Source organism: Sphaerisporangium aureirubrum (assembly GCF_042658925.1).
Lineage (GTDB): Bacteria > Actinomycetota > Actinomycetes > Streptosporangiales > Streptosporangiaceae > Sphaerisporangium > Sphaerisporangium aureirubrum.
Map to the genome: position 1 here is coordinate 1 of NZ_JBHSRF010000105.1, position 25,684 is coordinate 25,684.

The following is a 25,684-nucleotide window of genomic DNA, read 5'->3' on the forward strand; positions in this document are numbered from 1 at the left end:
CGGCGACCGTGAGTGTCGTCGCCAGGGTCAGCACGACGACCGTCGAACGGATGTCAGGACGGCCCGAGCTCATGATCACTAGGGCTCTCCTTCCAGGTGGGGGATGGAGACAGACCGCCGATCGACGGATCACCGCGCTGGCGGTGACGGCCAGCCGAGATGCGTGTCTCATCGACTCTTCTCCGGGGGACGGCGGGAGCTCTCGGAAACTATCGGTTGTTTTTCGGAGAGAGAAGAATCGCGCTGGACTGGTTTTTCACCGTTTCAATGAGCTGCAGAAACGTTTTTTCACCCCGTTGGAAGGCTGAAACTTTCGAGATCACGTGTTCTATATGTCGGAGCCTCCGGCACGTCTCCGATCCGGATCAGGAGGGGACCGCGTCCATGTCCTGCGGCCACCGCGCGGTCCGCAGGCTGCGGCTGCCGAGGGCCGCGAGCATGGCCGCGATGAGCAGCCCGGCCAGCACCAGGGTCGCGTGCACGGCCGACAGCCGGTCCAGCAGCAGGCCCGCGCCGAACAGGCCGGCCGACGAGCCGACGCCGAGGATCGTCATGAAGGCCGCGATGACCCGGCCGCGCTTCTCGTCGGGGACCTGGCGGAAGATCAGCACGTCGACCAGGATCCGGATGGACGGGCCGATCAGCCCGAGCGCGAACAGCGGCGCGGCCACCCACCAGGAGCCGAGCGGGGCGGGCAGGACGGCGATCAGCAGCGCGGTCGCGAAGCCGCTGAGCAGCATCAGCGCGCCGGGGCGCAGCATCCGTTGCAGCGGCTGGACCAGGGCGGCGCCGGCGAGCCCGCCGATCGCCATCGCGGTGACCGTCAGGCCGATCTGGCCCGGCGCGGTGCCGCGCTCCTCCAGCATGACCACCGTGATGAGCACCAGCGGCGCCCCCACCAGGTTCAGCATGCCGGCGATCAGCGTCGCGTGCCGCAGCGTCGGCACCTGGTACAGCACGCGCAGGCCCACGGCCATGCGCCCCAGCACCGGGTCGCCCTCGTCCGAGCGGGGCGCCGCGCGCCGCCCGTGCCGCGGCGGCCGTACCAGCGAGATGGTCAGCAGGGAGAGCGCCTGGCAGACCAGCGCGGTCACGATCGGCACCACCGACGCGATCGCGAAGAGCGCGCCGCCGAGCGGCGGGCCGGACAGCGCGGCGCCGTGCGTCCTGACCTCGTCCTGGGTGAGCGCCGTGGTGAGCCGGCGCGGGGGCACGATGCTGCGGATGAGGACCATCCGCGCGGCGCCGCCGAGGGGTTCGGTCGCGCCGACCACCACGGCGACCGCCAGCAGGTGGGCGAACGTCAGCACGCCGGTCGTCAGCGCCAGGACGACGCTGGCGGTGGCGGCGAACCGGAAGGCGTTGGCCACCAGCAGCAGACGGCGCCGGTCGAACCGGTCGGCCATCTCACCCACGGGCATGCCGACCAGCAGCGAGGTGAGCAGCTGCACGCCGCCGAACGCGCCGGCGGACGCGGGGGAACCGGTCAGGGCGAGGATCAGCAGCGGGTAGGCGAGGTCGGTCATCTCCCTGCTCAGGGAGGAGAACACCGACCCCGACCACAGTAACTGAAAGTTGCGGTTGCGCCGCAGTGGCGCGTCGGGGACCTCGGTGGTCTCCTCGGCGACCTCAATCGGTTTTGTCATCGCGTTTTCCCGCCATCTCGTCGCGCAGCAACATCAGACCGAGCTGAGCCGCCTTGAGTCCCGCCTGGAAACGCGAGTTCGCGTCCATGCTCCTGAGGATTCCGGCCACCTTGCGCCGGTAGGTGCGCAGCGAGATGTTCATCTCGCGGGCCGCCGTCTCGTCCTTCACACCGTCGCGTAAGTACGCGAGGACGTGCATCTGGGTGAAGTCGAGCGTGACGCCGGCGATGCCCGGCGCGGGCTGGGGTTCGGCGGCGCATCTCCACCACACGTCGTGGATCCGGGTCAGCATGTAGGCGAGGTCGCGGTTCTGGATGAGCACGTCGTGTATCTCGCCCGGCTGGCGGGACGTCCGCATGATCACCGTGTGGTCGTCGACCAGGATCATGTACGGCAGCCGGGCGGAGGAGAACCGCACCTGGAAGCCGTCGGCCGGCGTGCTGTTCAGCAGCGGGCTCTTCGACTGGTCCGGCACCGGGGGATGGCAGTGCAGGATCAGCGCCTCCGGGTGCCCCGGGCGGGCGGTCCCGAGGAGGAGGTCCGCCAGTTCCGGCTCGTCGTCCTCGGACGACGAGCCGCACGCCACCCGGACCTGAGCGCCCGCCGGGTGCGCGAATGCCTCCGTCAGAATCTTGCGGACGCGATCCGGGCCGATGAGCGTGAGCCCCTCCGAGAGCCTTCTGCGATATGCCGTGAGTGCTTCCTCGATGATGTGCTGCGCTTCGTCGATCGCATCCCCGCTCAGGTGACGCATGCTCAGATCCGCCATGTGTCGGACAGACTCCTCGGCCGGATGGGTAGATGTGACAATGTTTCGTCGGCACCATCTCGGGAGTCTTCGTCATTCCGCGTAAAAAAGTCTGACTCGTCATCGTCAATTCATCACTACTCACAGAGTCAGCGGCCGGACCAGAGGGGGTCGCGCTTTTCGGCGAACGCCCGCACACCCTCGATCGCGTCCGCGCTGCGGCGCCGCCGCTCCTCCCAGGCGTACTCGGCGGTGAACGCCTGGTCGAGCGGCATGTCGACGGACCTGAGCGCGGCCTCCTTGATCGCCCGGACCGACAGCGGCGCGCTGCGGACCAGGTCGCCGGTCCATTCCTCGACGCACCGGTCCAGCCGGCCGGCCGGTACGACCTCGTTGACGAGGCCGTACCCCAGGGCCGTCGCCGCGCTCATCCGGCGGCCCGTGAGCAGGTATCCCATGGCGGCCTTCTGGGGGATCTGCCTGACCAGCCGGAACGCCCCGCCCGCGCCGGGGACCAGCCCGAGCCGCGCCTCGGGCAGGCCGAACACCGCCTCGGTGGAGGCGATGATCAGGTCGCAGGCGAGGGCGAGCTCGAACCCGCCGCCCAGCGCGTAGCCGTGCACCCGGGCGACCAGCGGCTTGGACAGGGTGAACCGGTCGGTGAGCCGCGGCCAGCCCGGCTGCCCGCGGCTGCCGAAGCTGGTGGGGCGGGTACCCTCCCGTTGCAGCCGGTCGCGTTCCTTCAGGTCCTGCCCGACGGAGAAGGCGCGGTCGCCCGCCCCGGTGAGCACGGCGACCCGCACCTGGTCGTCGGCCTCGACGTCGTCCCACACCTCGGCCAGTTCCTCGTGCGTGCGCGTGTCCATCGCGTTGAGCACCTCGGGACGGTCCAGGGTGACCCGGGCGACATGGCCCTTCTTCTCGTAGCGCACCCGGGTGAGGTTCACGACTTCACCGCGCCGAACGCGCCGGCCTTCTCGATCACGTCGTCCGCGTAGACGCGGAGCGCCTGCTGGAGCGCGAACTCCGCCATGTACGCGCGCAGCGCGTCCGGGGGCTCCTCGGCGAGGTTCAGCATGCGCCGGTTGGCGAGCACGGCGTCGCCGGCCAGCCGCGCCAGGCTCCGCTCCACAGTGGCGTCCATCTCGCCGGGCTCCGCGACCTCGTCGACCAGCAGCCGCGCGTCGGGCTCGGCCGCGTGGATCCGGCGGCCCTGCAGGATGACCTGGCGGGACACCCGCGGCCCGGTGAACCTGGTGAGCCGGAGGTTGGCGACGCCGGGGACGATCCCCTCCTTGGCCGCCGGGAGGCTGATGTAGGAGTCGGCCGCGGCGACGACGTGGTCGAACACCAGGAGCATCTGGGCGCCGCCGCCGATGGCGAAGGCGTCCACGGCGGCGACCCAGGGCTTGTCGGTGTAGCGGGAACGCCACTGCCCCGGATGCTCGGTGAGCACGCCGCGCATCAGCTTGTGCAGGTAGCCGAGCTCACGCCGCAGCAGGAAGCCGACCAAGGGGATGCCGCCGGAGCCGAGGCTCTTGAGGTTGATCCCCGCGCTGAACACCCGCCTGCCCCGGTAGCGGGGATGGCTCATCTCGCCGCCGCGCACCAGGCCCACCCGGACGGCCGGGTCGAGCAGGGCGAGGTCGACGGCGGTCTCCATGTCGTCGACCTGCTGCTCGTCCTCGGCGTTCAGCCGGTCGTCCCGGCACATGGTCAGCCGGGCCACCCCCGCGTCGCGGACCAGCAGGACCGACTCCATCCGCGCCACGCCGGTCCGGACGAACTCCGGGAGCAGGCGCAGGGCGCGCGGGGTGGGCCGCAGCTGGGCGTCGAGCAGGTGCGGGCCGGCCACCGGGGAGCGCAGGACCGCCCGCAGGAAGATGCCCTGGTCGATCTCGTGCCCCTCCTTGGCGGCCTGCGGCCTGGCCCGCTCGGCGGCGAGCCGTTCCGGGCCGGGGACCAGCCCGGGGAAGGCGTCCGCGGCGGCGTCGACCAGCTCACCGAGCCGCAGGTACCGGGTGCGGTCCCCGGTGAGCAGGTCGTACACCGCGTCCGCGTGGACGTCGAGGAACCGGGCACGCAGCGCCCGCAGCTCGTCGTGCACGGCGGCGGCCAGCGCCCGCTGCCCGGGCGAGCGCTCCTCGGGGTCCGGGAGGTCCGTGAGCCGTTCCTCGCCCCGTTCCACCGCCTTCCCCGGCGCGGCCCACGCGAACCGCGGATCCTCCCGCGTCCCGCCGGACGGGCCGGCGGGGAGCGCCGTGGCGAGCGTCATCGCCGCGCCTCCCTGCGCAGCGCGCGGTCGCAGGCCGCCAGGTGCGCGCCCAGCGCGTCCTCGAACGTGGTGGTGCTCGCGTCGAGGATGAGCTGCCGCCTGATCGCCGGTTCGGCGCCGGCGAGCGTGCCCGCCCGCTCGGCGACCGCGGCGAGCGCGGCGGCGGGGTCGTCCGTCACCCGGTCGAACAGATGGACGGCCAGCGCCTCGTCCGCATCGATCGGGGCGCCGAGGAGCACCGCCCTACGGGTCCAGGCGGTGCCGGCCTGCTGGGCGAGCCGGTGCAGGGCCATGCCCGGCCAGGCGCCGTCGCCGTCCACGGCGGGCAGCAGGCGGGTCCCGGTGGCGGCGAGCCGCACGTCGGCGGCCAGCAGGACGTCGAGCGCGATTCCGCCGCAGTCGCCGGACGCCACCGCGACCGTGATCACCGGGAGGCGCTCCAGGCGGCGCAGGGCGCGTTCCCACTTGGACACCAGGCCCACGCTCAGGTCCCGCGGCCGGGACGCGTCCGGCGCCCCCGAGACGTGCAGCGTCACCATGCCGGGGCCGTCGTGGTCCTCGGCCCGGTCGCAGAGCGCCTGGACGGCCTCCACCGAGGCGGCCGACATGGGCCGCGTCCCGTCGATCCGCAGGACCAGTTCGCCCTCGGTTCCGGTCATCGTCGTCACGGGATTCCTCCGCCTCACCACTGGATCAACGCGGTCTCGATGGTGGATCCCGGCCCCATGGTCATCAGGATCCCGTGCTCGCCCGGCTGGACGACGTTCTCGGAAAGAAGGCGCTCGTAGGAGAACAGGAACGACCCGCTGGAGAGGTTCCCGTGGTCGCGCAGGATGCCGGTGGTGTGCCGCAGGTCGTGGCGGCGCAGCCCGAGGTTGACCGCGACCGCGTCGATGACCTTCTTGCCGCCCGAGTGCACCAGCCAGTGGTCGATGTCGCTGCGCCGCAGGCCCGTGCCCGCCAGCAGCCGGTCGACGACGCGCTCGGCGTGCGCGCCGACCACGTAGGGGATCTGCGGGTCGAGGAAGAAGCTGAACCTGTCCTGCGCGCGGTCCCAGTCGTAGCGCATGGCGTCGATCGCGTCGGTGATGATGTAACCGGCGAACTTGAGGATGCGGGGGCCCGCGACGTCCTGTCCCCCTCCGGCGGTCAGGGCCACCGCGGCGGCGCCGTCGCCGAACAGGCTGTTCACGACCGCCGTGCGCATCGTCCCGTCCAGGGCGTACGCGGCGGAGCAGGCCTCGCTGCACAGGACGACGGCCAGTTCCCCGGGGTGCGCCGCCGACCATCCGGCCACGACGTTGAGGGCGTTCAGGCCGGCGTTGCAGCCCATGCCGACGATGTCGGAGCGGCTGCAGTGCGGGTCGATGCCCAGCTCACGGATGATCAGGGCGCTCAGGCCCGGGGTGAGGAATCCCGTCGAGGTCACGCAGCACAGGTGGCGGACGTCCGACAGGGACGCGCCGGTGTCCTTCAGGCAGTTCATCAGCGCCTGGGCGCCCATCTCGACGGCGAGCTTCTTGTGCTTGTCCAGCAGGTCGCCCTGCGGCTCGGGGGCCCGCCGCCCCGTGCCGTCCGGCGGGGGCAGGGTGAGGTGGCGCCGCTGGATGGCGCTGTTGAGGAAGACCGAGCGGACCCGGGGGTCCTCGATCCGCAGGATGTCCAGCAGCTCCGTCTGGGAGATCGAGGTCCCCGACGTGGCGGTGCCGACGCCCGTGATCTGGGAGATCCCGGGTAACCGCCCGGGTGCGGGCGGGTCCTGCGGGTGCGTGAGGCTGATGGTCATCGGTACATCCATCCCCATGTCCGGAGTTTGCTGCGCAGCAAGGGCCTGATCTGATCCTTTGTCAACTTCCTCACCTCTCGTGTGGTGCCGGGAGCCGTGCTCAGCGGCCCCCGGCGGATTCGATGAACTCGGCCAGCCGGGAGATGCCCTCTTCGATCTCCTCGTGGGTCAGGTAGCTGGTCGAGAGCCTGATGCCGTGGCCACCCTCGCCTTCGGGGTAGAAGTACGACATCGGCGTCCAGATGACCCCGAAGTCCTGCGCGGAGCGGGTCAGCGCGGCGTTGTCGGCGCGGAACGGGACGCGCAGGGAGAGGAAGAACCCCCCGCCCGGCGTGTTCCAGCGCACACCGGCCTCCGCCCGGTGCTTGGCGGGGAACCGCTGCTCCAGGCACTTCAGGGTGAAGCGCATGGCGTCCTCGTAGTAGGCGGCGGTGTCGCGGTTCAGCTCGGAGAGCCGTCCGTCGCAGGCGAGCAGCGCCCCGGCCACGACCGCCTGGCTGAGCGACGGCGTGTTCACCGTGATCATGCTCTTGATCTTGGCGAGCTCGTCGGCGAGCAGGCCCGTGCCGCCGTCCTCGTCCACGACCACCTGGTCGGCCACCGCGAAGCCGACCCGGGCCCCGGGGAACAGGGTCTTGGAGTAGGAGCCGAGGTGGATGACCCGGCGGTCCCGGTCGAGGGACTTCAGGGTGGGGAGCCGACGGCCGGTGCCGGCCAGCCGGTACGGGCTGTCCTCCAGGATGAGGATGTCGAGCCGCCCGGCCAGCTCCAGCAGCTCGTGCCGGGCGTCGAGCGTCATGGTGACCCCGGACGGGTTGGAGTGGTCCGGTATCACGTAGATCGCCTTGGGGCGGCGCCCGCGTGCCCGCTCCCGGTGGACGGCGGTCTCCACGTCGCAGTGGCGCAGCCCGCTGCCCCGTTCCCTGACGGGGACCAGCTCGATGTCCAGCAGCCTCGCGGCGCCGGTGATCCCCACATAGCAGGGACTGGTGGCGAGGACCACGTCGTCGCGGCGGGCGACCAGCGCGCGCAGCGCGAGGAACATCGCCTCCTGGCACCCGACGGTCACCACGACGGACTCCGGCGGCACGTCGATGCCCTCGTCCACGCGCAGCGAGCCGGCGATGAGCTCGCGGATCCGCCCGGCGGACGGGCCGTACTGGAAGACGGCCTCGCGGACCCGGCCCGGCGAGTGTCCCTGCTCGGCCAGGTGGCGCAGGTACCGGTGCAGGTGCTCGAAGACGTTCTCGGTGTCGAAGAACCCGTCGAAGGGGCGCCCCGGGGCGAAGGAGATGGCCTCGGGGTACCGCAACGTGATCTCGTTGAGGAAGTTCATCGTGTCCATGACGGGGTCGGCGAGGCTCGGATGCAGCTCCGACTTCCTCATGTCCCGGGGGCCGCCGGTCACGGCGTGGTCCCGGGGGCGGTGCCGCCGGTCTCGGCGAGGCCGATCCACCGGCTCAGCACCGGGCCGATCTTCTCCAGGGAGTCCCCCTTGACGATGTCGATGTGGCCGGAGCCGGTGGCGTGGGCGTCGAATCCGCCGTGGAAGAGGTCCTTCCACGCGGCGGACGCGGGGACGGCGCCGTCGTGGTCGGGCGCGGTGTCGAAGAAGAGGCCCCGCCCGCGTGCCGGGGCGGGGGCGTGCTCGGTCATCGCCCGGTGGTTCCGGTGTGCGATGAGCACGAGGTTCGCGATCTCCTGCTCGCCGAGCGCGCCCAGCGGGCTCCCGGCCTCGCGCAGCTGGGCCCGCAGCGCCCGCGTGTCCGCCACGGGGGCGGCCACGGCGCCGTCGAACGCCAGGACCCGCAGGTCGTGCTCCTCGGCCGCCGCGTCCACCAGCTCCGACGGGCCGTAGTAGGAGTCGAACAGGACGGTCAGCGGCACCAGTTCGCCCGCCGCCTCCAGGTCCACCGCCATCTGCTGCGCGACGGTCCCCCCGAACGACCAGCCGGCCAGGATGTAGGGCCCGGACGGGCGGATCGCCCGCATCTGGCGCACGAACGCCGCCGCCAGCTCGGTCACCCGCAGCGGGACCACCCGGCCGTCGACCAGCCGCGGATCCTGGAGCGCGTACACCGGGTGCCCGGCCGGCAGCCGGCTCGGCAGCGCCGAGTATCCCCAGCCGAGGCCGTTAACCGGCGGCACCAGGAAGATCGGCGTCCGGTCGCCGGCGGCGCGGTACGGGATGGCCGGCGCGACGCCGCCGACGCCGCCGTCGGCCACCACCGGGTTCAGCTGCCGCACCGTCGCCGCCTCGAACACCTCCCAGACCCCGATGTCGGTGCCGAACACCTCGCGGATCCGGCTGACCAGCCGCACCGCCATCAGGGAGTGGCCGCCGAGGTCGAAGAACGAGTCGTCCACGCCCACCGACGGCAGGTTCAGCACCTCGGCGAAGATGTCGCACAGCAGCTGCTCGTTCACCGTCCGCGGGCCGTCGCCGCCGCCGGTCTCGTACACCGGGGCGGGCAGCGCCGCCCGGTCGAGCTTGCCGTTCACGGTCAGAGGCAACCGTTCCAGGGGCACCAGTTCTGGGATCATGTAGGCGGGAAGGTGCGCGACCAGGTGGGACCGGACGGCGGCGAGGTCCAGCCGGGTGCCGGGGCCGGGGACCGGGTAGCCGGCCAGGCGCCGGTCGCCGGGCCGGTCCTCGCGGACCACCACCGCGCACCGGCCGACGCCGGGCGCCGCCGACAGGACCGCCTCGATCTCGCCGGGCTCGATCCGGTATCCCCTGATCTTCACCTGGTCGTCGGAACGCCCGGCGAACTCCAGGTTCCCGTCCGCGCGCCGGCGCACCAGGTCCCCGGTCCGGTACATCCGCTCCCCGGGCCCGCCGAAGGGGCACGCGACGAAGCGTTCCGCCGTCAGCGCGGGGTTGCCCAGATAGCCGCGCGCCAGCACCACGCCGGACACGTACAGCTCGCCGGGCACGCCCACCGGCACCGGGCGGAGCCGCTCGTCCAGCACGTACGCGCGGGTGTTCCAGAACGGCCGCCCGATCGGCACCGGGCCGGGGGGAGTGGCCGTTCCCGGTTCGAGGCGGTACTCGGTGCAGTTGACCGTCGCCTCGGTGGGGCCGTAGGCGTTGATCACCCGCACGTCCGGGTGCGCCTCGCGCCAGGCGGCCAGCGCCGGGCCGCGCAGCGCCTCGCCGCCCACGACCAGCGTGCCTGCCGGCGAGGCGTGCGCGGGCAGGGCGTCCAGGAGCGCCAGGTGGGAGGGTGTGACCTTCATGAAGGACACCCCGGTCACGGTCTCGTCCAGCTCACCGAGCACGATCCGGCCGCCGGACACCAGCGGCGACCACAGCGCGGTCACCGTCAGGTCGAACGCGAACGAGGAGTGCACCAGCGACACCCCGGCGGCGTCCGGGTACACCTCGCGGGCGCGGGTCAGGTACGCGCCCAGCGACCGGTGCTCCACCACCACGCCCTTCGGCCGCCCCGTCGACCCCGAGGTGTAGATCACGTACGCGGGCCAGGACGGGTGCACGGGATCGAGGTCGCGGTCGTCGTACCCGGAGGTGTCGGCGGCGGCGAGCCATTCCTCGTCGATCACCAGGACCGGCCGGGCGTGCCCGAGGATGTGGGCGACGCGCTGGGGCGGGTACTCCGGATCCACCGGAACGTACGCGGCGCCCGACTTGGCCACCGCCAGCAACGTGACGACGAGGTCCGCCGAGCGGGGCAGCCGCACCGCCACCAGCCGCTCGGGGCCCGCGCCCCGCTCCGCCAGCAGCCGCGCCAGCCGGTTCGCCCGCGCGTTCGTCTCCGCGTACGACAACCCGTCCACGGCCGGGGCGCCGGGGGTGCGCGCCACCTGCGCCTCGAACAGGGCGGGGAACGTGCCGCGCGGCACGTCGCGCGCGGTGTCGTTCCACTCCTCGACCAGCAGCCGCCGTTCGGACCCGGAGAGGATCTCGATCTCGCCGACGCGCCGCTCGGGGCCGGTCACCGCCGCGGCGAGGAAGCGGACCAGCCGGGCCGCCATCGCCTCCACCGTGTCCCGGTCGAACAGGTCGGTGGCGTAGTTGACGCTGCCGTCCATCCCCGCGGCCGATCCGTCCGCCGCGAACCGCTCGACGAACTGGAACCCCAGGTCGAACTTGGCGTGGTCCACAGGCGTGCTCACCAGCGCGGTGTCCAGTCCGCCGGCCCGCAGCGGCGGCACGTCCTCCTGGGCGTCGCCCAGCAGCAGGAGCACCTGGAAGAGCGGGTGGTGGGTGAGGGTGCGGGCGGGCTGGAGGTCTTCGACGAGGCGGTCGAAGGGGAGGTCGTGGTGGTCGAAGGCGGTGAGGTCGGTGTGGCGGACGCGGTGCAGCAGGTCGGAGAAGGTGGGGTCGCCCGAGACGTCGGTCCTCAGCACCACGGTGTTGACGAAGAACCCGACGACGTCTTCGAGCTTGTGGTCGCCCCGACCGGCGACCACGGTCCCGAGCGGGATGTCGGTTCCGGCGCCGTGACGGTGCAGCACCACGGCCAGGGCGGCCTGCAGGACCATGAACACGGTGACGTCGTGCCGGCGCGCGACGCGGCGCAGGGCGTGGTGGGTGGCCTGGTCCAGGGTGAGGCCGGCGGTGTCCCCGTGGTGGGTGGCCACCGCGGGGCGGGGGCGGTCCAGCGGCAGGGGCAGCTGGTGGGGCATGCCCGCGAGGGCGGTGCGCCAGTAGGCCAGCTGACGGTTCGTCTCCTCGGAGGGATCGTCGCCGGGGCCGAGCAACTCCCGCTGCCACAGGGTGTAGTCGGTGTAGCGCACCGGCAGGGGTTCCCAGCCGGGTGCGGTCCCGTTGGCGCGTGCCTGGTAGGCCCGGGACAGGTCCTCGGCCAGGGGGCGCATGGACCAGCCGTCGGCGGCGATGTGGTGCAGCACAACGACCAGCAGCCACTGCCCGGGGGCCTCGTCGATCAGGGTGGCCCGGATGGGCAGCTCACCGGCCAGGTCGAAACGGTGGCCGGCCGCCTGGGCGGCCAGTTTCCCGAGGTCCTGACCCGGCTGGGGCCGCAGGTGGTCGACGACCAGCAGCTCCCCGGCCCGGTCCGTGTCCAGCACGTGCTGGAACGGTTCCCCGCCGATCTCGCGGTACAGGGTGCGCAGCGTCTCGTGGCGCTCCACCACGTCGTGCAGCGCCAGGGTCAGCGCGGCGACGTCCAGCGGCCCGCGGATCCGGGCGGGCAGCGACACGTTGTACAACGTGCCGCCCTCCAGCCGGTCCAGGAACAACAGCCGCCGCTGCGCGTACGACACCGGCACCGCGTCCGGTCGCGGCCGGGGGGCCAGGGCCGGACGGGACCGGGCCGGGCCGTGCTCGTCCAGCAGGTGCCCCAGCCGCTCCACGGTGGGAGCGTCGAACACCGACCGCACGGCGAGCGTCACCCCCAGCACGGCCTGGATCTTGTTGACCACCCGGACCGCCAGCAGGCTGTGCCCGCCGAGCTCGAAGAAGTCCTCGTCCACCCCCACCGACGGCAGGCTCAGCACCTCGGCGAAGATCTCGCAGAGCAGCTCCTCGCGCATCGTCCGCGGGCCGCGCCCGCCCGTCTCGTACACCGGGACGGGCAGCGCCGCCCGGTCGAGCTTGCCGTTGTCGGTGCGCGGAATCGCCCCGACGGCGACGTACGCGGCGGGCACCATGTAGTCCGGCAGCACGCGGGCCAGGAAGGCCCGCAGCTCCGCGGACGCGGCGGCGGCCTCGCCGTCGGCGACCGTGTAGGCCACCAGCCGCCGCATCCCCGGGACGTCCTCCCGGACCACCACCGCCGCCTGCGCCACCGCCGGGTGCGCGGCCAGCGCGCTCTCGATCTCGCCGAGCTCGATGCGGAACCCGCGCAGCTTCACCTGGTCGTCCACCCGGCCGAGGAGCCGCACCGTGCCGTCGGGGTCCCGGCGGCCGAGGTCCCCGGTGCGGTACATCCGCTCGCCGGGCCCGCCGAACGGGTCGGCGACGAAACGCTCGGCCGTCATCGCCGGCCGGTTCAGGTACCCGCGGGTGACCCCTTCCCCGGCGAGGTACACCTCACCGGGCACCCCGGCGGGCACCGGCTGGAGCGAGGAGTCCAGGACGTGCGCCCGGGTGTTGACGAGCGGCCCCGCCCACGCCCCGCGGTCGTCGTGGTGCCAGCCGTACGCCTCGACGGTGCACTCGGTGGGCCCGTAGAGGTCGTGCACGGCGGTGCCGGGCAGCGCGCACAGCCGCTCCCACAGCGCCGCGGGCGTCGCCTCCGACCCCACGCCGAGCACGGCCGGGCGGTAGGAGCCCGGGTCCAGGAAGCCGTGGCCCGCCATCTCGCGCAGGACGGTCGGGGTGGTGTCGATGAAGTCGATCCGCTCGTCGCGCAGGTAGGCCAGCAGGCGGGCGGGGTCGGCGCGCACCGCGTCGCCGACGACGTGCAGCTCGTGCCCGGCGAGCAGCCAGAGGATCTGCTCCCAGGACCCGTCGAAGCTGAACGCCACCGTGTGGACGGCGCGCAGGACCGCGCGCCCGCCACGCTCGACGGCCGGGTCGATGAGGTCGCGCCGCTGCGCGGCGAACAGGTTGCTCAGGCCGCCGTGGGTTCCCACCACGCCCTTGGGGACGCCGGTGGAACCCGACGTGTAGATCACGTAGGCGGCGGCCGACGGCGGCAGGCGCGGCGGATCGGCCGGGCCGGACGGCCGCACCACGGCGGCGAGGTCGTCCAGCGTCACCAGGGGGATCCCGCCCGGCAGGCTTCCGGCGAGCTCCGGGGTGGTGAGCAGGCAGGCGGGCGCGCTGTCGGCCAGCATCGACGCCAGCCGCTCCGCCGGGAGGTTCGGGTCGATCGGCAGGTACGCCATCCCGGCGGCGAGCGTGCCGAGGATCGCCTGGACCATCGACTCGCGGGGCAGGGCGAGCCCCACCAGCGTCTCGCCCGCCCGGCCGTAGGGGCGCAGCAGTGCCGCGATGCCGTCCACCTGCGCCGACAGCTCGGCGAAGGTCAGCCGGGACCGCTCGGTGACCAGGGCGGTCCCGTCCGGCCTGGCGCGCGCCGCGCCGGCGAACAGCTCCGGCACCGTACGCGTCTCGACGGGGTGGGCGGTGTCGTTCCAGACGGTGAGGGACGCCCGCCGCTCCTCCTCCAGCAGCACCCGCAGCCTGCCGACCGGCGTCTGCGGGTCCGTCGCCACCTGCTCCAGCACACCGGCCATGCGCTCGGCCAGCCGCTCGGCGCTCGCCTGCGACATGACGTCGGACGCGTACCCCAGCAGCAGCGTGAGGCGCTCCGCGCCCTCGTGGCCGACGAACATGAAGTCCAGGTCGAACTGGGCCGCGTCATCCGCCGCCGGGAGCCACTCGGCAGGCAGGCCGAGGACGCCGGGAGCGCCGTCCTCCTCGTGGCGGTAGCTCAGCGCCACCTGGAACAGCGGGTTGCGGCCCGCGGCCCGCGCCGGCTGGAGGGCCTCGACGACCTGCTCGAACGGCAGGTCCTGGTGGTCGAACGCCGCCAGGTCGGTCTGCCGCACCCGGGTCAGCAGGTCCGTGAACGCCGGGTCGCCGGAGACGTCGGTGCGCAGCACCAGCGTGTTGACGAAGAACCCGACGAGGTCGTCCAGCGCGGCGTCGGCGCGGCCGGTGGCCGGGACGCCGAGGGGGATGTCGTCGCCCGCGCCCATCCGGTGCAGCAGCGCGGCCGTGCCGGCCTGCACCAGCATGAACATGCTGACCCCGCGCTCGGCGGCCAGGGCGCGCAGCGCCCGCACCACCGAGGACGGCAGCTCCACCCGCGCCACACCGCCCCGGCCGGTGCGCTCGGCGGGCCGGGGGGTGTCGAAGGGCAGCGGGATCTCGCCCGGCAGGCCGTCGAGGGCGCGCCGCCAGTGGTCCAGCTGCCGTGCGCTCAGGCTGCCGGGCGAGCCCGGGTCGCCGAGGAGCCGCGACTGCCACAGCGTGTAGTCGGCGTACTGCACCGGCAGCGGCGTCCAGCCCGGGGCCTCGCCGGCGGCCCGCGCGGTGTACGCCTTGGTCAGGTCGGCGAGCAACGGCCGGTCCGACCACTCGTCCGTGACGACGTGGTGCAGGACGATCGCCACCGCGTGGTCGTCGCGGCCGAGGCGGAACACCTCGGCGCGCAGCAGCGGCCCGGCCGCCAGGTCGAACGGGGGACGCGCCGCCGCGGCCACCCGGCCGGCCAGCTCCTCCTCGGCGCACTCATGGACCCGGAACGAGGGCCGTGCCGCCTCGGCGGGAAGGATCCGCTGGACCAGCTCGCCCTCGTGCTCGGCGAAGACGGTGCGCAGCGTCTCGTGGCGCTCCACCACGTCCATGACCGCCGCGCCCAGCGCCCCGGTGTCCAGGGCCCCCCGCACCCGGAACACCAGGGGCAGGTTGTACGCGACGCCGTTCTGCGCCAGCCGCTCGACCAGCCACAGCCTGCGCTGCGCGGGCGAGGCCGGGATCGGCTCCGGCCGCGGGAGGGGACGCAGCGGCGCGCGGCCGGGGTCCCGGGGGGCGAGCCGGTCCGCCAGCAGCGCCGGGGTGGGCACCTCGAACACGTCGCGCAGGGTCAGCCTGGCGTTGAACCGGGTCTGGATGTGCGCGATCATGCGGGTGGCGAGCAGGGAGTGGCCGCCGAGGTCGAAGAAGGAGTCGTCGACGCCGACCGACGGCAGGTTCAGGACCTCGGCGAAGATGTCGCAGAGCAGTTCCTCGCGCACCGTGCGCGGGGCGCGCCCACCCGTCTCGTACACCGGGGCGGGGAGCGCGTTGCGGTCGAGTTTGCCGTTGACGGTGACCGGGAGGTGGTCGACGGTCATGAGGGCGGGGATCATGTAGTTGGGCAGTGCGGTGGTGAGGTGTGCCTTGACGGCGGTGAGGTCGAGGCGGGTTCCCGGTTCGGGGACCAGGTAGGCGACCAGGCGTTTGTCGCCGGGCTGGTCCTCGCGGACCACCACCGCGCTCTGCTTGAGGCCGGTGACCGCTTGGAGTGCGGTCTCGATCTCGCCGGGTTCGATGCGGAAGCCGCGGATCTTGATCTGGTCGTCGGTGCGGCCGAGGAACTCCAGCGCGCCGTCGCTGCGCCGGCGTGCCAGGTCTCCGGTGCGGTACATGCGTTCGCCGGGTGCGCCGAAGGGGCAGGCGACGAAGCGCTGGGCGGTGGTGGCGGGTCGGCCGAGGTAGCCGCGGGCCAGGCCGGCGCCCGCCGCGTACAGCTCGCCGGCCACCCCGGCCGGCACCGGCTGGAGGTAGCCGTCCAGGACGTAGAGGCGGGTGCCGTCCAGAGGGGTGCCCAGCGGCACGGTGTCGCCGACCCGGTCACCGGTCCGGTACGGGGTCTGGGTGACGCAGAGCGTCATCTCCGTGGGGCCGTAGGTCGTGCGCACGATCGTGCCGGGACAGCGCTCGATGACCCGGGCCACCGCCTGCGGGGCGATCACGTCGCCGCCGGTGGTGACCTCCGCGACCGAGGCCAGGGCGTCGGTGAGGTCCTCGGCGACGACGCGGAACAACCCGGCGGTCATGCTGATCCGGGTGATCGCGTGCTCGCGGATGAGCGTGTCGAGCGCGCCCGCGTCCAGCTTGCCCGCGGGGGCGACGACCACGGTGCCGCCGTTGAGCAGCGGCGCCCAGATCTCGTACGTGGACGCGTCGAACGCGTGGGAGGCGTGGAACAGGACGCGGTCGCCGGGGCCCACCTCCCACGACGGGTCGCGGGCGAGGTCCACGACGTTCTGGTGGGTGACGGCGATGCCCTTGGGTTCCCCCGTCGATCCGGACGTGTACATCACGTAGGCCAGGTGGCCGGGGAGCACGGCCCGGCGCGGGGACGGGGCGGCGGCGTGCGGCGGCATGACCAGGACACGGCGGCCCGCCGCGGCCTGGCGGGCGACCAGCTCGTGGTCGCGGAACACGGCGTCGGTGAGCAGCACGGGGCTGGTGGCCTGGTCGGCGATGTGGTGGAGGCGCGCGACGGGATGGGCGGAGTCCAGGGGGAGGTACGCGGCGCCGGCCTTCAGCACCGCCAGGATGGCGACGATCAGGTCCGCCGAGCGCTCCATGAGGATCGGCACCGGGGTCTCCGCGGCGACGCCCGCCTCCTGGAGGGCGGCGGCGGCGTGGTCTGCCCGCTCGGAGAGCTCCCGGTAGGTGAGCTCGGCCTTCCCGTCGACGACCGCGACGGCGCCGGGGGCGCGGCGGACCTGCTCCTCGAACGCGTCGACCAGGGAACGGCCCGGCCGCACGAGCTCGGCGCCCTGGCCCGTGGCCAGCATCCGCGCGCGCTCGGCGGTGTTCAGGACGTCGATCCGGCTGATCGGCGCGCCGGTGTCCGCCACCGCCCGGCCGAGGAAGTGGATCACGGTGTCGCCGAGCCTCCGGGCGGTGGCCGCGTCGAAGATGTCGGTGGCGTAGCTGATCCACAGGGTCAGCCCGGCGCACGTCCCGTCCGCGGCCTGGTGCTCGCCGAACGTGAAGTTCAGGTCGAACTGCGCCGCCTCCAGCTCCGCGGGCTCGTCCTCGCAGTCCAGGCCGGGGAGGGTGAACCCGGGGCCGGTGTCGTTCTGGACGGTGAGGCAGACCTGGATGAGGGGGTGGTGGGTGAGGGTGCGGGCGGGCTGGAGGTCTTCGACGAGGCGGTCGAAGGGGAGGTCGTGGTGGTCGAAGGCGGTGAGGTCGGTGTGGCGTACGCGGTGCAGCAGGTCGGTGAAGGTGGGGTCGCCGGTCAGGTCGGTGCGCAGGACGACGGTGTTGACGAAGAACCCGACCAGGTCGTCCAGTGCCTGGTCGCCGCGTCCGGCGACGACGGTGCCGAGGGGGATGTCGGTTCCGGCGCCGTGGCGGTGCAGGACCACGGCCAGGGCGGCCTGAAGGACCATGAACACGGTGACGTCGTGCTCGCGGGCGACCCGGCGCAGCGCGGCGTGGACGTCCTGGTCCAGGTTCAGGGTCAGGGTGGCGCCGTGGTGGGTGGCCACCGCCGGCCGGGGGCGGTCCAGCGGCAGGGGCAGCTGGTGGGGCATGCCCGCGAGAGCGGTGCGCCAGTGGTCCAGCTGGCGGGTGGTCTCCTCGGTGGGGGCGTCGCCGGGGCCGAGCAACTCCTGCTGCCACAGGGTGTAGTCGGTGTACTGGACCGGCAGGGGTTCCCATTCGGGTGCGGTCCCGGCGGCGCGTGCCTGGTAGGCCTGGGACAGGTCCCTGGCGAGGGGCCGCATGGACCAGCCGTCGGCGGCGATGTGGTGCAGCACCACGACCAGCAGCCACTCCCCGTCGGCCTCGTCGATCAGCGTGACGCGGATCGGGAGCTCGGCGGCCAGGTCGAAACCGTGACCGGTGGCCTGGGCGGCGAGGATCCGCGGATCCTGGCCGGGCTGGGGGTGCAGGTGGTCGACGGCCAGCAGGGCGGCGGCGTGCTGGGCCTCGAGTACGTGCTGGACGGGTTCGCCGTCGATCTCGCGGTACAGGGTGCGCAGCGTCTCGTGACGTTCCAGCACGTCGTGCAACGCCTGGGTGAGGGCGGCGACGTCCAGCGGCCCGCGGATGCGGGTGTGCAGCGGCACGTTGTAGAGGGCCCCGCCCTCCAGGCGGTCCAGGAACCACAGGCGGCGCTGGGCGTAGGACAGCGGGACCGCCTCGGGCCGCGGCCGGGGGGCGAGGGCCGGACGGGACCGGGCCGGGTCGTGCTCGTCCAGCAGGTGCCACAGCCCTTCGACGGTGGGCGCGTCGAACACCGAGCGCACCGGGAGCGCGACGCCCAGCACGGACTGGATCTTGTTGATGATCCGGACCGCGAGCAGGGAGTGGCCGCCGAGCTCGAAGAAGTCCTCCCGCGTCCCCACCGACGGCAGGCCGAGCACCTCGGCGAAGATGTCGCAGAGCAGTTCCTCGCGCACGGTCCGCGGGGCGTGCCCGTCTCCGCCGGTCTCGTGGACCGGGGCGGGGAGTGCGTTGCGGTCGAGTTTGCCGTTGACGGTGACCGGGAGGTGGTCGACGGTCATGAGGGCGGGGATCATGTAGTTGGGCAGTGCGGTGGTGAGGTGTGCCTTGACGGTGGTGAGGTCGAGGCGGGTTCCCGGTTCGGGGACCAGGTAGGCGACGAGGCGTTTGTCGCCGGGCTGGTCCTCGCGGACGACGACGGCGCTCTGCTTGAGGCCGTTGATCGACTGGAGTGCCGTTTCGATCTCGCCGGGTTCGATGCGGAAGCCGCGGATCTTGATCTGGTCGTCGGTGCGGCCGAGGAACTCCAGGGTGCCGTCGGTGCGCCAGCGTGCCAGGTCTCCGGTGCGGTACATGCGTTCGCCGGGTGCGCCGAAGGGGCAGGCGACGAAGCGCTGGGCGGTGGTGGCGGGTTGCCCGAGGTAGCCGCGGGCCAGGCCGGCGCCCGCCGCGTACAGCTCGCCGGCCACCCCGGCCGGCACCGGCTGGAGGTGGCCGTCCAGGACGTACACGTCCGTCCCGGCGACCGGGCGGCCGATGGTCACCCCCGTGCCCGCCTCCAGGCGGCCGCCGGTGGCGCAGACGGTGGTCTCCGTCGGGCCGTAGGAGTTGACGAGCGAGTAGTCGCCCGCCCACTGCTCCAGCAGGTGCCCGGTGAAGGCCTCGCTGGCCGTGATGATCGTCATCCCCCGGGGGAGTACCCCGTCCCGCATGGCCATGAGCAGCGACGGCGTCAGCGTGACATGGGACACCGGGCCGGGGGAGCGCGCGGCCAGCAGGTCCTCGGGGTCGCCGACGACCAGGGTCCCGCCCATGAGCAGGGCCATGACCATTTCCCACACCGAGCCGTCGAAGCTGATCGAGGCGACCTGCAGGACCCGGCTGCCCGGCGCCACGCCGTAGGTCGCGAACTGCGCGACGAGCCTGCTGAGGCCGGCGTGGGTCAGCATCACGCCCTTCGGTGTCCCGGTGGAACCGGAGGTGTAGATGACGTACGCGCCGTGGCCGAGACCCGGGCCGGTCCCGATGCCCGCCGTGGAGTGCTCCTCCAGGTCCACCTCGGCGACCGGCACCAGGCGCACCCCGGCCGCGTCGCCGAGCCGGTCGGGGGAGTCGACGAGCGCCAGGATCGGATCGGCCTGCCGCAGGATCAGGTGCTTGCGCGCCAGGGGCAGGCCGGGGTCCACCGGGACGTACACGCCGCCCGCCTTCGCCACCGCCAGCAGCGACATCGCAAGGTCGGCCGACCTGGCCATCGACACCGCCACACACCGGTCCGGCCCCACACCCGCCGACACCAGGAACGCCGCCAGCCGGTCGGACCGCGCGTCGAGCTCGGCGTAGCTCCACCGCACCGGCCCGTCCTCGACGGCCGGCGCGCCCGGATCGCGGCGCACGTGCCGCGCGAACAGTTCCGGCAGGGTGGCGGGCGTCACGTCCGCCCCGCGGCCCCAGCGCTCGACGATCGTGTGCCGCTCCTGCCGGGCGAGGATGTCGATACGGCCGATCCGGATCCCCGGCTCGGCGACGACCTGGCGGAACACCGACAGCAGCCGCCGCCCCAGCCCGTCCGCGGTCTCACGGTCGAACAGGTCGGAGGCGTACCCGACGGTGAGCTCGGCGCGCGTCCCGCCGTTCCCGGGGACGGCGCGCCGCGTGAGCCCGAAGGACAGGTCGAACCTGGCCGTGGTCGTCGGGGGCCGGACCGCCTCGCACGCCACGCCGTCCGCCTGGAGCAGCGGAGTCTCGTCGGCGTCCTCCGCGATCACCATGACCTGGAAGAGGGGATGGTGGGTGAGGGTGCGTGCGGGCTGGAGGTCTTCGACGAGGCGGTCGAAGGGCAGGTCGTGGTGGTCGAACGCGGTGAGGTCGGTGTGGCGTACGCGGTCGAGCAGGCCGGTGAAGGTGGGGTCGCCGGACAGGTCGGTTCGGAGGACGACGGTGTTGACGAAGAACCCGACCAGGTCGTCCAATGCTTCGTCGGTGCGCCCGGCGACCACGGTGCCGAGCGGGATGTCGGTTCCGGCGCCCAGCCGGTGCAGCACCACGGCCAGGGCGGCCTGAAGGACCATGAACACGGTGACGTCGTGCTCGCGGGCGAGGCCGTCCAGCGCGGTGAGGACGGCATCGTCCAGGGGGAGTGTGACGGTGGCCCCGCCATGGGTGGGCACCGCCGGGCGCGGCCGGTCCAGCGGGAGGGTGAGCTGGTGCGGCATGCCCGCGAGGGCCGTGCGCCAGTAGTCCAGCTGGCGCGTCGTCTCCTCGGTGGGGGCGTCGCCGGGGCCGAGCAACTCCTGCTGCCACAGGGTGTAGTCGGTGTACTGCACCGGCAGCGGCTCCCACTCGGGCGCGGTTCCCTTGACGCGCGCCTGGTAGGCCTGGGACAGGTCCCTGGCCAGCGGGCGTACGGACCAGCCGTCGGCGGCGATGTGGTGCAGCACCACGACCAGCAGCCACTGCCCGGGGGCCTCGTCGATCAGCGTGACGCGGATGGGCAGCTCACCGGCCAGGTCGAACCGGTGACCGGCGGCCTCGGCGGCCAGAGCCTGGACGTCCGCGCCGGGCTCGGGGCGCAGCCGCTCGACGGCCAGCAACGGCCGGGCCCGGCGGGTGTCCAGCACGTGCTGGAAGGGCTCGCCGCCGGCCTCCCGGTACAGGGTGCGCAGCGTCTCGTGGCGGTCCAGCACGTCGTGCAACGCCTGGGTGAGGGCGGCGACGTCCAGCGGCCCGCGGATCCGGGTGTGCAGCGGCACGTTGTAGAAGGCGCCGCCCTCCAGCCGGTCCAGGAACCACAACCGACGCTGCGCGTACGACACCGGGAACATCAAGCAGCCTTTCGAGGACTCGTGGACTACGGCCATTCAAAAGCGCGGTCGGAACTGGGCGAGGCTATTCGTGATTCGCTTCCATCGCGGCCACCAGGCTGCTCGGCCGCATATCGGTCCAGTGCTTTTCTATGTACGCCGTGCAGTCGTTTCTCGGGGCGTCGTCGAGCCGGATGTCCCAGCCGGGCGGAACCTCTGCGAACGCCGGCCACAGAGAATACTGACCCTCGTCGTTGACCAGAACCCTGAACCGGATCGATTCGTCGTCGAAGGGGTTCACCAAATCCTCCTGACTGCCTCAGCATGGATCACCCTGTAACCAACGCGGACAGGTTAAGCACCCCCCTCGCCGTAAAACAAGGCAGGTGAGCCTGCCAACCTGGCATGAAGCTGCCACCGCCGGCGGTCCGCCGGGCGGGCGCCCCGGGTTTCCAAGGTCGCACTTTCACCAAGATGTCAAGGTGAGTCAGAACATTGTCCTGGCGGAACGGCGTCCCTAGGCTGCTCCCTGAATGCAGGTGATCGAAAGGAGTGACTGACTCTATGAACGCCGCAACATTTTCCGCCGGCGACCAGGACGGCGCGGCGGATATAGCGCTTTCACAGAGTTTCAGTCAGCCTTCCGAATCCCGGTCCCCGATGCTGGTGAGCGGCCCCGCCTGGTCGTTTCCCGTGGACACCGAGAATGTGCCGCACATGGCGGGCGGGCCGTCACCGGTTCCCGATTCGTGGACGCGCGGCCCGGAGGCGCCGTACGGAACGGCACCGGAGTTCTTCGCCGCGTGGGTGCGGCGCGACCCGTCGGCGCCGGCGGTGGAGGACGGGCCGGTGCGCCTGTCCTACGCGGACCTGGACGCCGCGTCCGACGCGCTCGCCGCGCTGCTGCGGGACCTCGGGGTCGGCCCGGAGACCGCGGTGGCGGTGTCGATGGACCGCTCGGCGGACCTGGTCGTGGCGATGCTCGGGACGCTCAAGGCGGGCGGGGTGTACGTGCCGGTGGATCCCGCCTACCCGGAGCCGCGCAAGCGGCTGATGCTGGACCAGGTGCGCGCGCCGGTCGCCCTGGTGGACGCCGCCGACCGGCTGCCCGAGGTGGCCGGGGTCAAGCGGCTGATGGTGGGTGAGCTGGACCTGACCGGGACCGCCGGGACGCGTCCTGGCGCCGGGCCCGAGCCGGGCAACGGGGCGTACGTCATCTACACCTCGGGGTCCACCGGCCGCCCCAAGGGCGTGCTGCTTCCCCACGCGGGCATCGGGCGGCTGGTCACGAGGTTCGGCCAGTTCGGCGCGGGCCCGGGAAGCCGTGTGCTCCAGGTGGCCTCCATCGGCTTCGACGGGTCGGTGTGGGAGATGTTCATGGCCCTGCTGACCGGTGGCACGGTCGTGGTGGGCGACCCCAGGGAGCTGCTGGCGGGTCGTTCGCCCGAGGGGGTCACCCACGTGACGCTGACCCCGTCGACGCTGGCGACGCTCCCCGAGGACGCGCTGCCGCGGGGCACCGTGGTGATCACGGCCAGCGAGGCCGCCACCGGACACTTGGTGGACCGCTGGGCGGACCGGTTCGCGCTGGTGAACTCCTACGGGCCCACCGAGACGACGGTGTGCGCCACCGGAGGGCCGCTGGCCGCCGCGGCGGAGGTCACGATCGGCGTGCCGGTCCCGGGCACCGAGGTCTACGTGCTCGACGACCTTCTGCGGCCGGTCCCCGTCGGCGTGACGGGAGAGATGTACGCGGCCGGTCCCGGCCTCGCCCGCGGCTATATCGGGCGGCCCGACCTGACCGCGGAGCGGTTCGTCGCCTGCCCGTACGGGCCGCCGGGCGGCCGGATGTACCGCACCGGCGACCTGGCGGAGTGGACGCCCGGCGGGCGCCTGGTGTTCGCCGGCCGCGCCGACGACCAGGTCAAGATCCGCGGCTACCGCATCGAGCCGGGCGAGGTAGAGAACGCCCTGGTGGCCCACCCCGGCGTCGCACAGGCGGCCGTCGTCGTCCGCGAGGACATCCCCGGCAGCAAGCAGCTCGTCGCCTACGTCGTGCCCGCCTCCCCGTCCCGCCGGAACGACGACTGGAAGCGGCAGGTGGAGGAGTGGCGGCAGAACGCCGACGACCTCTACCGCGACGCCCCCGGCGTGCCGCTCGGCCAGGACTTCTCCGGCTGGGACAGCCGCCGCACCGGGCGCCCCATCCCGCTTGCGGAGATGCGCGAGTGGCGGGCGGCGACGGTCGACCGGATCCTCGCGCTACGGCCCCGCAGGGTGCTGGAGATCGGGATCGGCGCCGGCCTGATCCTCGCCGAGGTGGCCCCGCACTGCGCGGCGTACTGGGGCACGGACCTGTCCCCGGTCGTCGTCGAGCGGGTCCGCGCGCAGGTGGAGGCCGATCCGGTGCTCGCCCCCCGCGTGCGGCTGCGTCACCGGCCCGCGCACGACATGGACGGGCTGCCCGACGGCTACTTCGACGTCGTGGTGATGAACTCGCTGATCCAGTACTTCCCGGACTCCGGCTATCTCACCGACGTGCTGTCCCTGGCCCTCGCGAAGGTCGCCCCCGGCGGGGCCGTGTTCGTCGGGGACGTGCGCGACGCCCGCCTGCTGCGCTGCTTCATGACCTCCGTCGAGGAGCACCGCGCGGGCCCCGGGGCCGATCGGGACGCGGTCCGCGCCGCCGTCGAGCGGCGTGCCGGCCAGGAGGAGGAACTACTGGTCGCCCCCGGCTACTTCACGGCCCTGCGCGCGCACGAGGACTCGCTCGGCGCCGTGGACATCCGCGTCAAACGGGGCCACGCGGACAACGAGCTGACCGCCTACCGGTTCGACGTGACCCTGTACAAGAAGCCCGTGCGGCCGGTCCCTCCCGGCGAGGGCCCCGTGGTCACCTGGGGCGAGGACGGTGCGGACCTCCCGGGCGTCGAGCGCCTGCTCACCGCGGGACGGCCGTCGTGCCTGCGGGTGAACCGCGTGCCGAACGGCCGCCTCGCCCGGGACCTCGCGGCGACGCGCGCGCTGTACGGCGCCCCGGACGCGACGGCGCCGGACGGCGGGGGAGTGGACCCCGAGGCGCTCCACCTGCTCGGGGAGCGGCTCGGCTACTCCGTCGCGGCGACCTGGACCGGCGGCGGCGACGCCGGCGCGCTGGACTTCCTGTTCACCGACGGCCCCTCCGGCGGTCCGGTGGAGCTCTACGAGCCGGGGACTCCGGCGCTCGCCCTGAGCGACTACACCAACGACCCCGGCCGGGCGCGCAGGACCGCCGGCCTCGCCGTGGAGCTGCGTCACCACGCACGCGCGTCGCTGCCCGAGTACATGGTGCCGGCGGTGATGGTGGTGGACCGCATCCCGGTCACCGTCAACGGCAAGCTCGACCGGGCGGCGCTGCCCGTCCCGGTGTACGAGACCGGCGGCGGGCGCGCCCCGCGGACCGTGCGCGAGGAACTGCTGTGCGACATCTTCGCCGAGGTGCTGAACCTGCCGTCGGTGGGCGTGGACGCCTCGTTCTTCGAGCTCGGCGGCCACTCCCTGCTGGCGGTCCGGCTCATCAACAAGATCCATGCCGTGCTCGGCGTCGCGCTGCCCGTCCGCGCGGTGTTCGACGCCCCGACCGTGGAGCGGCTGCGGCACCTGCTGGACGGACGGCCGGACGAGCACTCTCCGGGCCGTTCCCGCCCGGTGCTGGCCCCCCGGCCGCGGCCCGAGGCGGTCCCGCTGTCCTACGCGCAGCGCCGCCTGTGGTTCCTGGACCGCCTGGAGGGCGGGGCCCTCTACAACGTGCCGCTGCACACTCGGATCCGCGGGCCGCTGGACGTGGCCGCCCTCACCCAGGCGTTGCACGACGTGCTGGAGCGTCACGAGACGCTGCGCACCCTGTACCGCGAGATCGACGGCGCACCTGTCCAGCACGTCCTGGACCCAGGCCGCGCCGCGGCCCTGCTGGTCCTCGACCACCTGCGCCCCCGGCCCGGCGAGGACGTCCGGAAAGCCGCCGCCCAGGCCGCCGTTCATCGATTCGACCTGGCCACCGAGCTCCCGATCCGCGTCACGCTGATCGACGAGGCCGACGAGGAGTGGCTGCTGGTCGTGGTGCTGCACCACATCGCCGCCGACGGCTGGTCCATGCGGCCCCTCGCCAGGGACCTGTCCCAGGCTTATCGGGCGCGTGCCACGGGTTCGGCACCCGAGTGGGAGCCGCTGCCGGTGCGGTACACCGATTACACCCTGTGGCAGCAGGAGTTGCTCGGCCCCGGCGACGCCCCGTCCGAGGAGACGAACCGTCAGCTGGCCTACTGGCGCACGGCCCTTGCGGGCATGCCCCATCAGCTGACGCTGCCGCTGGACCGGCCGCGTCCGGCGTCGCCCACCCATCAGGGGGCCGTCGTCACGCTGACCTTGGACGGGGCTGTCCGCGCCGCGCTGGGCGGCATCGCCCGCGAGCACGACGTCACCGTGTTCATGGTCCTTCAGGCCGCCCTGGCCGTGGTCCTGCACCGCCACGGCGCCGGAACCGACATCCCCCTCGG

The 25,684-nt window shown here is 73.2% G+C and carries 10 protein-coding genes; 1 reads left to right on the forward strand and 9 read right to left on the reverse strand.

Annotation, left to right across the window (positions count from 1 at the left end; translation table 11 throughout):
- Positions 1 to 365 precede the first annotated feature (365 nt).
- The 9 genes from ACFP1K_RS37395 to ACFP1K_RS37435 form a co-directional block, all read right to left on the reverse strand.
- The gene (locus ACFP1K_RS37395) at positions 366 to 1,646 is read right to left on the reverse strand and encodes an MFS transporter (RefSeq protein ID WP_380762503.1); all 1,281 of its coding nucleotides are present in this window, start codon (positions 1,644 to 1,646) and stop codon (positions 366 to 368) included.
- Positions 1,630 to 2,415 (reverse strand): hypothetical protein, encoded by a 786-nt coding sequence (locus ACFP1K_RS37400; RefSeq protein ID WP_380762505.1) that lies wholly within the window; start codon positions 2,413 to 2,415, stop codon positions 1,630 to 1,632. The genes ACFP1K_RS37395 and ACFP1K_RS37400 overlap by 17 nt, the downstream gene beginning before the upstream one ends.
- A gap of 128 nt (positions 2,416 to 2,543) precedes the next feature.
- Positions 2,544 to 3,341 (reverse strand): enoyl-CoA-hydratase DpgD, encoded by a 798-nt coding sequence (dpgD, locus tag ACFP1K_RS37405; protein WP_380762507.1) that lies wholly within the window; start codon positions 3,339 to 3,341, stop codon positions 2,544 to 2,546.
- Positions 3,338 to 4,669, reverse strand: coding sequence for a (3,5-dihydroxyphenyl)acetyl-CoA 1,2-dioxygenase DpgC (gene dpgC / locus ACFP1K_RS37410; protein WP_380762509.1), 1,332 nt, complete (start codon positions 4,667 to 4,669; stop codon positions 3,338 to 3,340). The genes dpgD and dpgC overlap by 4 nt, the downstream gene beginning before the upstream one ends.
- A complete protein-coding gene (gene dpgB, locus ACFP1K_RS37415) occupies positions 4,666 to 5,328 on the reverse strand; it encodes an enoyl-CoA-hydratase DpgB (protein WP_380762511.1) in 663 nt (220 codons plus the stop codon). The genes dpgC and dpgB overlap by 4 nt, the downstream gene beginning before the upstream one ends.
- Before the next feature lie 23 nt (positions 5,329 to 5,351).
- On the reverse strand, positions 5,352 to 6,455 hold the full coding sequence (gene dpgA, locus ACFP1K_RS37420) for a 3,5-dihydroxyphenylacetyl-CoA synthase DpgA (protein WP_380762513.1): 1,104 nt from the start codon (positions 6,453 to 6,455) through the stop codon (positions 5,352 to 5,354).
- A gap of 100 nt (positions 6,456 to 6,555) precedes the next feature.
- On the reverse strand, positions 6,556 to 7,842 hold the full coding sequence (locus ACFP1K_RS37425; protein ID WP_380762515.1) for an aminotransferase-like domain-containing protein: 1,287 nt from the start codon (positions 7,840 to 7,842) through the stop codon (positions 6,556 to 6,558).
- Positions 7,843 to 7,859: 17 nt separating this feature from the next.
- Positions 7,860 to 21,170: an amino acid adenylation domain-containing protein gene (locus ACFP1K_RS37430; RefSeq protein WP_380762517.1), complete on the reverse strand. Its 13,311-nt coding sequence runs from the start codon at positions 21,168 to 21,170 to the stop codon at positions 7,860 to 7,862.
- A gap of 64 nt (positions 21,171 to 21,234) precedes the next feature.
- Entirely contained in the window at positions 21,235 to 21,450 is a 216-nt protein-coding gene (locus ACFP1K_RS37435) for an MbtH family protein (protein ID WP_449329173.1), read from the reverse strand.
- 392 nt (positions 21,451 to 21,842) lie between these two features.
- On the opposite strand from ACFP1K_RS37435, the gene ACFP1K_RS37440 reads away from it, so the two are divergent.
- A partial coding sequence (locus ACFP1K_RS37440; RefSeq protein ID WP_380762521.1) for an amino acid adenylation domain-containing protein occupies positions 21,843 to 25,684 on the forward strand: 3,842 nt, incomplete at its 3' end.

Excerpts from the sequence above, each read along its gene's own strand:
- dpgB (WP_380762511.1), bottom strand. The coding sequence starts at position 5,328 with ATGACCGGAACCGAGGGCGAACTGGTCCTGCGGATCGACGGGACGCGG.
- ACFP1K_RS37430 (WP_380762517.1), bottom strand. The coding sequence starts at position 21,170 with ATGTTCCCGGTGTCGTACGCGCAGCGTCGGTTGTGGTTCCTGGACCGG.
- ACFP1K_RS37400 (WP_380762505.1), bottom strand. The coding sequence starts at position 2,415 with ATGGCGGATCTGAGCATGCGTCACCTGAGCGGGGATGCGATCGACGAA.
- ACFP1K_RS37395 (WP_380762503.1), bottom strand. The coding sequence starts at position 1,646 with ATGACAAAACCGATTGAGGTCGCCGAGGAGACCACCGAGGTCCCCGAC.
- dpgA (WP_380762513.1), bottom strand. The coding sequence starts at position 6,455 with ATGACCATCAGCCTCACGCACCCGCAGGACCCGCCCGCACCCGGGCGG.
- dpgC (WP_380762509.1), bottom strand. The coding sequence starts at position 4,669 with ATGACGCTCGCCACGGCGCTCCCCGCCGGCCCGTCCGGCGGGACGCGG.
- ACFP1K_RS37425 (WP_380762515.1), bottom strand. The coding sequence starts at position 7,842 with ATGAGGAAGTCGGAGCTGCATCCGAGCCTCGCCGACCCCGTCATGGAC.